Origin of the sequence: Kitasatospora sp. NPDC051984 (assembly GCF_044593455.1) — a bacterium.
Classification (GTDB): domain Bacteria; phylum Actinomycetota; class Actinomycetes; order Streptomycetales; family Streptomycetaceae; genus Kitasatospora.
In genome coordinates this window covers 1-7,227 of sequence record NZ_JBIUCB010000055.1, presented here as the reverse complement: position 1 = coordinate 7,227, position 7,227 = coordinate 1, and the positions used below count along the sequence as shown (strand labels likewise).

Genomic DNA, 7,227 nt, shown 5'->3' with positions numbered 1-7,227 from the left:
CCTCCCGATCGGTGGTCGCATCGTCCGCGAAGCGACGATCACCGGTCGCGTCGGGCACGTACTTCACACAGACAACGATCCTCAAGCTCACGGCCTGCTCTCCTGTTACTGGTCCGATCCGGCGGCTGCGGCTGCGTCCGTGCGTGTCGAGTGGTCTCGGCACACGCGCGGGGCCGCGGTCCGGGCGGCGCGCGCCGGTGCCCCGCCGGAACTCCCCGGCAGCATACTCATGAGTAGCTCAGCCGTCACTACTCGCCAGTAGCTTACGCTGCCGCAGGTCCGGCCCGGCACCCGTGCCACCGCCTTGGCCCATCCTGCCGCAGGCAGGCCCGACTGCCACCTGACCCGGCACCAGAACGCCTGTGAGATTGAACGCTAGACGGCCTCGCCGAGTGCCGCGATCACGTCCACCGTGCGCGGCTGACCTGCCGCCCGGCGCACCACGCGGCCCGCGGCGTCCAGCACCAGCACGGTCGGGGTGCGCAGGATCTCCAGCCGGCGCACCAGTTCAAGCTGCGACTCGGCGTCCACCTCCACGTGCGCCACCCCGTCGACCATCCCCGCGACCTCGGCGAGGGTGCGGCGGGTCGCCCGGCACGGCTGACAGAAAGAGGTGGAGAACTGCACCAGCGTCGCCCGCTCGCCCAGCGCGGCACCGAGCTCCGCCCCGGTCAACCGCACCGCCCCGTCCTCGCCGCCCATCCTTCGCCGCCTCCCGTCCCGCACCTCGCCGACCGCTGTCGGCGCCCGCGGGCACCGATCGGTCCGATCACCGTTCAAGTGTGACAAACGCCGTCCGCGCCGAATTCCCCGCCTTCGGGCACCCTCCGTACGTACCGATGCGCGAGGTCCGCACCACTCCCCACCCCGGCGCGCACGCCGGTCCGGGGTCGCCCGGCTGCCCCGGTTCGCCCGGATTTGCCTGCCGGGCACGGACCGCCGCCGGGCCGCCGCCACCCCGAACTCCGGCTCCCCGCCGGGCGTCCCGCCCCCGCCCGCACCGCGCCCGCACCCGCAGGTCCGGGCCGCGCCGTGCACGGGCGTGACAGACCGTGCCCGTTCGGGGGATCATCGGGGGGAAACACCCGTGGCCGCCGCGGCGTGCCGCAACCCGTCGGCCCTGCCACGCCCCGGGATCCAACGCACCGGGCAACAGGCCCCTGGGAAGTAGGACTGACCGTGGCAGAGTTCGTGTACCCGCCGGTGATCCGCACCGCGCTCACCGCGTTCAAGGCGCTGGACCTGCGGATCAACATCGTCGGCGCCGAGCACATCCCCGCCACCGGCGGCGCCGTCCTGGTCAGCAACCACATCAGCTACCTGGACTTCATCTTCGCCGGCTTCGGCGCCTACCGGGTGGCCCGGCGCAAGACCCGCTTCATGGCCAAGGACGACGTGTTCCGGCACAAGATCTCCGGCCCGCTGATGCGCGGCATGAAGCACATCCCCGTCGACCGCACCGACGGCCAGCCGGCCTACGAGGCCGCGGTCAAGGCGCTGCGCGAAGGCGAGGTGGTCGGCGTCTTCCCCGAGGCCACCATCAGCCGCTCGTTCATGCTGAAGAAGTTCAAGACCGGCGCCGCCCGGATGGCCGCCGACTCCGGCACCCCGCTGCTGCCCGTCGTCCTCTGGGGCACCCAGCAGCTGTGGACCAAGGGCCGCCCGAAGACCCTGACGAAGCGCCACGTCCCCGTCACCATCATGATCGGCGAGCCGATCCACCTCACCGAGGCCGACCGGCCGGTCATGGTCACCCGCCGCCTGCGCGCCGCCATGTCCGAGATGCTCGACCGCGCCCAGCGCGAGTACCCGGCCAAGCCGACCGGCCCCGACGACTCCTGGTGGGTCCCCGCCCACCTCGGCGGCACCGCCCCCACCCCGGAGCAGGCCGAGGCCGAGGACGAGGCGGAGGCCACTGCCAAGGCCGAACGCCGCGCCGCCCGCGACGCCGGCTGACCCACCGGCCGCCCACCGCCCGGCCTCCCGGCCTTACGCCGGACCGGGCGGCGGGCTCGGCGCACTCGCCGAACCACCCGCGCAGGCGAACCGCGCGACGCACCGGCCGGGCACACCAGCGTTGACGCACCGCGCAGCGCGCTCGCCGGACACACCGGAGTCGGCACACCACGCCGCGCACTCGCCGGGCGCGCCGCTCAAGCGAACCGCGCGACGCACCGGCCGAACACACCGTCGGTGGACGCAATGCGCGACACACTCGCCGGGCACACCGGCGGCGGACGCAATGCGCGACGCGCGCACCGGCCGGGCACACCGGAGTCGGCACACCGCGTGGCGCACTCGCCGGGCGCGCCGCTCAGGCGAATTGCGCGACGTACTCGCCGAACGGCGGGATGCCGACCCCGGCCCGCCGCTCGTCCATCCGCGCCGGGTCCTCGCACGGCCACGGCACCGGCGCGCCGTCGCGCACCCCCGCGATCTGGGTGCCGTAGACCTGCTCCCGCCCCTCGTTCACCAGCACCCGGTCCCGCAGGAACGCCAACTCCCGCGCCCCCGCCGCACCTTCGGCCACCGCCTGCTCCATCAGCCGCAACGCCCGCCGCTGGACGTCCAGTTGCCGGTCGGCGTGCTGCGCGATCAGCCACGCGGCCTGCGCCGCCTCCGCGCCGACCTCCGCAGCGACGGGCCAGCCGTGCTCGTCCAGCAGCTCGGCCAGCCGGTCCGCGTGCCGCGCGGTCGAGCGCCGCCACGCCAGCCGCTCCGCCGGGTCCTCGCTGTTCGCCAGCGGCGCGGACGCCCGATCGGCGGCCCCCATCGCGGTCAACTCGGCTGCCAGCGCGGCCACTTCGGGGGTCATTCCACTCTCCGTCGCTCTCGGGCACCCTCGGCGGCGCCGGACAGCACCATTCTGGACGGGCGGATCGGCCCGAAGATCATCCCGAAGACCGGCGACAGGCCGCCCCTCCCGCTGGAATACTTGAGGTGTTCCCGGGCCCGCGACGTGCACCGGGCCGGCATCTCCAGCCCGCGCGGGGCCGGCCGCACCGGCTTGCGCCGCACGCCATCCGGGCCGTCCGCCCGCTCCGCGTAGCCGAGCGCCTTCAGCCGGTCCACCGTCTTCCCGGCGGCCTGCTTGGACACCCCCAGCCGACGCCCGCTCTCACTCGCCGTCGCCCCCTCCAGCCCGATCACCTGCACCGCGAAACCGTGCGCGGGCCGCACTGCACCCCCGCGACGCCCCGTCAGCCGGCTCTCCGCAACGCCTCGACTCTCCCGCAACGCCCCGGCGCGGCCACTCAGCCGCCGAACCAGCCCGCCGCGTCCAGCCGGAAACCGGACGGGCCGGCCAACCGGGCCAGACCGTCCTCGAGTTCGCGCAGCTGCTGCTCGCCGAGCGCCGCCGCCCAGCGTCCGCGGATCTGCTCGAACACCTCCGCCGACCGGGCCAGCATGTCCAGCCCGCGCGGAGTCAGCCGCACCACCTTGCGCCGCGCGTCACCCGGATCGTCCGCCCGCTCCGCGTAGCCGAGCGCCTCCAGCCGGTCCACCGTCTTCCCGGCGGCCTGCTTGGACACCCCCAGCCGACGCCCGATCTCGCTCGCCGTCGCCCCGTCCGGCCCGATCGCCTGCAGCGCGAAGCCGTGCGCCGGCCGCGCCTCCGGGTGGCCCTGGCGGGCGAGTTCGGCGTGCAACTCGTCGATGATCGTGCGGAATCCGGCGAACAGCAGCAGGGGAAGCTCGAAGCCGTTGCGCTGATCGACAACCTGGTTTACGTTTTGGTCAACCACGTTGTCCATTCTAGGACGCGCAGCCGCGGCACGCCCACGGCCGCCCCGGCACGCCTCCGCCCGATCCCGAAAGGGCTCACCATGCCCACCACCGCCGCCCAGCACTTCCCCGACCTCACCCCCGAGACCGCTCCGCCTGCCGCCCGCCGCTCCCTGGAGGGGATCACCCGCAACCTCGGCTACCTCCCCAGCGCCGCCGCCCGCCTCGCCCACTCACCCCAACTCCTCGACGGCTTCCTCACGTTGACCGCCCTCTTCGACGCCACCAAGCTCGACCCGCTGGTCCGCGAAACCGTCGTCCTGACCATCGCCACCCGCAACGGCTGCCACCTCTGCGTCGCCATGCACACCGCCAAGCTCACCCACCTCGACGCCGACCCCGACCTGATCGCCGCCCTGCGCGCCCAACAACCCCTCCCGGACGCCCGCCTCGAGGCCGTCCGACGCTTCGTCCACTCCGCCCTCGACCACACCGGCGCCGTCCCCGAACCCGACCTCGCCGCCTTCCTCGCCCACGGCTTCACCCCGGGCAACGCCCTGGAAATCGTCCTCGGCCTCGGCGCCTACACCCTCTCCACCTTCGCCAACCGCCTCACCGACGCCCCCATCGACCCCCAACTCGCCGCCCACGCCTGACCACGCCTGACCACTCCGCCCAACCGGTACGCTCCCCCGGTGACCGACCGCGGCCTCGCCCTCCCCGCACTACGGCACCAACTGGTGACCGCGGTCCTCACCCTGGCCGCCCCCGGCCTCCAGGACGCCGGCTTCGACCCCGCCCCGCACCTGGCCACCCTCCTCACCGACGCCTGCGACGCCACCGCCCCCGTCCCCTGGCTCGGCCACACCCTGCGCACCTCCGAAGAGGCCGCCCTCACCGCCGACCTCGGCACCGCCCTCCGCCACCACCTCGCCACGCTCCCGCCCGACCCCACCCCCACCGACCACCTCCGGGCCCCCACCTGGCACCCCGTCACCACCACCGCCGCCCACCTCGCCCGCCTCCTCGTCCACAACGACCACCACGCCGCCACCCCCTGACGGCGCGCTACCGTCGGCCCGGTGAACAACGACATCGACACCTGGCACCGCTTCGCCGCCCTCCTCCCCGAGCCGGACGCCCAGGACATCGCCGACTGCTGGCAGATCGGCGAACAGGAAGCCGGCCTGCGCGTCCTCGTCTCCGGCCTCCTCACCCACCAGATACCGATCAGCGAGACCGTCCGGGCCCAGCTCTCCGTCCTCGCCGAGATCTGGGGCGAACGCGAGGTCCTCACCCCCGGCCTCCTCCGCTGCCCCGGAGACGGCCGACCCGCCCCCGTCGCCCTGACCGATTCGCCCTACGAGCCCGACCACGACAGCCCGGCCGAGCCCGTCCTCGTTCCCTGGATCACCTGCACCACCTGCGGCCAACTCCTGCTGCGCGCCCACCTCCTGGACGCCGGGCAATCCCTCTCCCACCTCGCCGAGTACTACGCCATCGCCTCACCCGACGGGGCCACCGTCCTGCACACCTTCCCCGCCTACACCGACGAGCCCTTCGACCCCGACGACCCCACCGACCCCGCCGGCACCGCCTTCGCCGCCCTCCTGAACGGCTGCGCGGAGCCGACGGGCAGTCACTGACCCGGGCTCGGGCCCGGGCTCCCACCGGCTCACTGGCTGGAAACCCCCTGGGCATCGGCTCGGTGACGGTACATCATCACTATCGCCAGACACCACACCACGAGAGCTGACCGACATGCCCCTGACGTTCCGAAAGCCCCGCCTCAAGGCCGGAATCCTCGCCCTCACCACCGCCGCAGCACTGAGCGCCGCCGCCACGCCCAGCGCCCACGCGGCCGGCAACTGCACCCACTACGGGCAGCCCGGCTACGGGCAGGTCTTCACCGACTACAACTACTCGGGCGACTGCTGGGAGTTCCAGATCGGCACCTGGACGGTCTTCCCCGTCCTGGTCAACCACAAGGTCTCCTCGCTCAGGAGTTGGGCCTCCTACTCCGGCCAGCAGGTGAACCTGTCCGGCGACGGCATGACCTTCACCGCAGGCGCCGGCGAGTGGTGGCCGCAGCTGCCCGGCTGGTTCAACGACCACGCCAACGCCGCCTACTGACGGTCGGGGCCTGACGTCGAGGCCAGGTGGTCGGCAACCCGGCCACCTGGCCCCCTCAGAACTCCAACACCAACCCGACCGCGCCCGCTCCCGCGCTCTCCGCCGCCCGCAACACTCGCACCGGCCCGGCGAACAGCTCCGCCACCGTCCCGCCTCCGTCCTCATTGCCCATCACCGACAGCCACGCCTCCGCCCGCCCAGCCTCAGCCCCCGCCAACAGCCCCTCCACCACCGGCCGTTGCTCCCGCACCCCGGCCGCGGCGAGCACGAACTCGCCGCCCCAGCCCGGCAGCCGCTCCACCGCCTCCGGCCCCAGCGCGAACGCCAACGCGTCGAACGGGTAGGCCTTCGACGCACCGATCGCGCAGCGCTCCTCCTCCGCGCACCCCTCCAGGAGGCCGAGCAGCTCCCACCGCACCTGGTCCACGCTCTCCGGCTCGTCACTCCGCCAGCCGTCGAACACCCCCGCCAGCGTCAGGGCATTGTCCCCGCGCCACGCCCCGCCGCCCGGCAGCCTCCGCAACCACTCCGTCCGCGCCGCGAGCCGCTCCCGCCACCACGCCAACTCCCCGACCGCCGTCTCCGGCCGCCGCGCCCAGTGGCCGGCACCTGCCGCCACCTCGTCAGGAACCACGCCCAGCACCCAGTACCCGTGAAAACCCACGCCGCGCCACCCTCCCCCAACACACCAAACGGGCCCCGGCCACCACGGCCAGGACCCCTGTCACCCTCCCACTCAGCGCCCCGGACCCTCGCCCTCACCCGGCAGCGTCTCAGGCAGAACGAATTGCGGGTTCTCGATCAACCCGACCACCGCGCCCGTCGGCTCGACCACCGTCGCCACCCGGATCCCGCCGCCGACCTCCTGCACCGCGCTCCGCACCGTCGCCCCCGCGGCCACCACCGACTTCAGCGCCACATCGGCGTCCCTGACCCCCCAGTACGTCACCGGGCCGGCCGCCGGATCGCCGTTCGGATCGAGCGACAACTCGTAGCCCCCGACATTGAAGCCGACATAGAACGGCTCGTCGAAGTACGGCTCGACGCCCAGCACCGAGGTCCACCACACCTTCGCGGCAGCCAGGTCCGGCGCGGGGTAGATCACCGTCCGAAGACCAAGGAACATGTCAACGCCCTTTCCCAGCACGACAGTTCTTCCGCGCGTGAGCCTACGGCCCAGGTCCGACAACACCGCCGCCGGCAACAGGCCCAGCCCGCCTTCGAGATCCCCCGGAAATGCAGAAAGGGCCCCAGCCTATTGGCTGGAGCCCTTTCCAGAAGAATTGTTCGGCGGCGTCCTACTCTCCCACAGGGTCCCCCCTGCAGTACCATCGGCGCTGTGAGGCTTAGCTTCCGGGTTCGGAATGT

The 7,227-nt window shown here is 73.3% G+C and carries 10 protein-coding genes, 1 rRNA gene and 2 pseudogenes; 5 read left to right on the top strand and 8 right to left on the bottom strand.

The features are described 5' to 3' along the window. Together ACIHEI_RS37365 and ACIHEI_RS37360 are read right to left on the bottom strand one after the other, a co-directional pair. A pseudogene (locus tag ACIHEI_RS37365) lies at positions 1 to 91 on the bottom strand (electron transfer flavoprotein subunit beta); the annotation flags it as partial. A 284-nt stretch (positions 92 to 375) separates the two neighbouring features. After that, entirely contained in the window at positions 376 to 702 is a 327-nt protein-coding gene (locus ACIHEI_RS37360) for a TlpA family protein disulfide reductase (RefSeq protein WP_392956973.1), read from the bottom strand. A 477-nt stretch (positions 703 to 1,179) separates the two neighbouring features. Here ACIHEI_RS37360 and ACIHEI_RS37355 point away from each other — a divergent pair, with 477 nt between their 5' ends. After that, positions 1,180 to 1,956, top strand: a complete 777-nt coding sequence (locus ACIHEI_RS37355; RefSeq protein ID WP_387649945.1) for a lysophospholipid acyltransferase family protein — start codon at positions 1,180 to 1,182, stop codon at positions 1,954 to 1,956. Positions 1,957 to 2,314: 358 nt separating this feature from the next. Here the strand turns inward: ACIHEI_RS37355 and ACIHEI_RS37350 are convergent, their stop codons facing one another. The 3 genes and pseudogenes from ACIHEI_RS37350 to ACIHEI_RS37340 all read right to left on the bottom strand — a co-directional run bounded on the left by ACIHEI_RS37350 (position 2,315) and on the right by ACIHEI_RS37340 (position 3,755). Next, entirely contained in the window at positions 2,315 to 2,815 is a 501-nt protein-coding gene (locus tag ACIHEI_RS37350) for a DUF6624 domain-containing protein (RefSeq protein ID WP_396609978.1), read from the bottom strand. 149 nt (positions 2,816 to 2,964) lie between these two features. Further along, positions 2,965 to 3,180, bottom strand: a pseudogene (locus ACIHEI_RS37345) (MarR family transcriptional regulator); the annotation flags it as partial. Positions 3,181 to 3,254: 74 nt separating this feature from the next. Next, the gene (locus ACIHEI_RS37340; protein WP_396609977.1) at positions 3,255 to 3,755 is read right to left on the bottom strand and encodes a MarR family winged helix-turn-helix transcriptional regulator; all 501 of its coding nucleotides are present in this window, start codon (positions 3,753 to 3,755) and stop codon (positions 3,255 to 3,257) included. Between the two features lie 72 nt (positions 3,756 to 3,827). Between ACIHEI_RS37340 and ACIHEI_RS37335 the strand changes: the two genes are divergently transcribed. The 4 genes from ACIHEI_RS37335 (at position 3,828) to ACIHEI_RS37320 (ending at position 5,859) form a co-directional block, all read left to right on the top strand. Continuing rightward, complete coding sequence (locus ACIHEI_RS37335; RefSeq protein WP_396609976.1) at positions 3,828 to 4,382, top strand: carboxymuconolactone decarboxylase family protein; 555 nt, start codon at positions 3,828 to 3,830, stop codon at positions 4,380 to 4,382. Positions 4,383 to 4,421: 39 nt separating this feature from the next. After that, positions 4,422 to 4,787 carry a hypothetical protein gene (locus ACIHEI_RS37330; RefSeq protein ID WP_396609975.1) on the top strand — a complete coding sequence of 122 codons (366 nt, stop codon included), beginning with the start codon at positions 4,422 to 4,424 and terminating at the stop codon, positions 4,785 to 4,787. Positions 4,788 to 4,808: 21 nt separating this feature from the next. Continuing rightward, positions 4,809 to 5,372: a hypothetical protein gene (locus tag ACIHEI_RS37325; protein WP_396609974.1), complete on the top strand. Its 564-nt coding sequence runs from the start codon at positions 4,809 to 4,811 to the stop codon at positions 5,370 to 5,372. A 115-nt stretch (positions 5,373 to 5,487) separates the two neighbouring features. Further along, the gene (locus ACIHEI_RS37320) at positions 5,488 to 5,859 is read left to right on the top strand and encodes a hypothetical protein (protein ID WP_387649931.1); all 372 of its coding nucleotides are present in this window, start codon (positions 5,488 to 5,490) and stop codon (positions 5,857 to 5,859) included. Positions 5,860 to 5,914: 55 nt separating this feature from the next. Here the strand turns inward: ACIHEI_RS37320 and ACIHEI_RS37315 are convergent, their stop codons facing one another. From ACIHEI_RS37315 to rrf, 3 genes are all read right to left on the bottom strand, one after another. After that, positions 5,915 to 6,523, bottom strand: a complete 609-nt coding sequence (locus tag ACIHEI_RS37315; RefSeq protein ID WP_396609973.1) for a hypothetical protein — start codon at positions 6,521 to 6,523, stop codon at positions 5,915 to 5,917. Between the two features lie 72 nt (positions 6,524 to 6,595). After that, a complete protein-coding gene (locus ACIHEI_RS37310; protein WP_396609972.1) occupies positions 6,596 to 6,964 on the bottom strand; it encodes a VOC family protein in 369 nt (122 codons plus the stop codon). Between the two features lie 180 nt (positions 6,965 to 7,144). After that, positions 7,145 to 7,227: ribosomal RNA gene (rrf, locus tag ACIHEI_RS37305) — 5S ribosomal RNA — on the bottom strand; the annotation flags it as partial.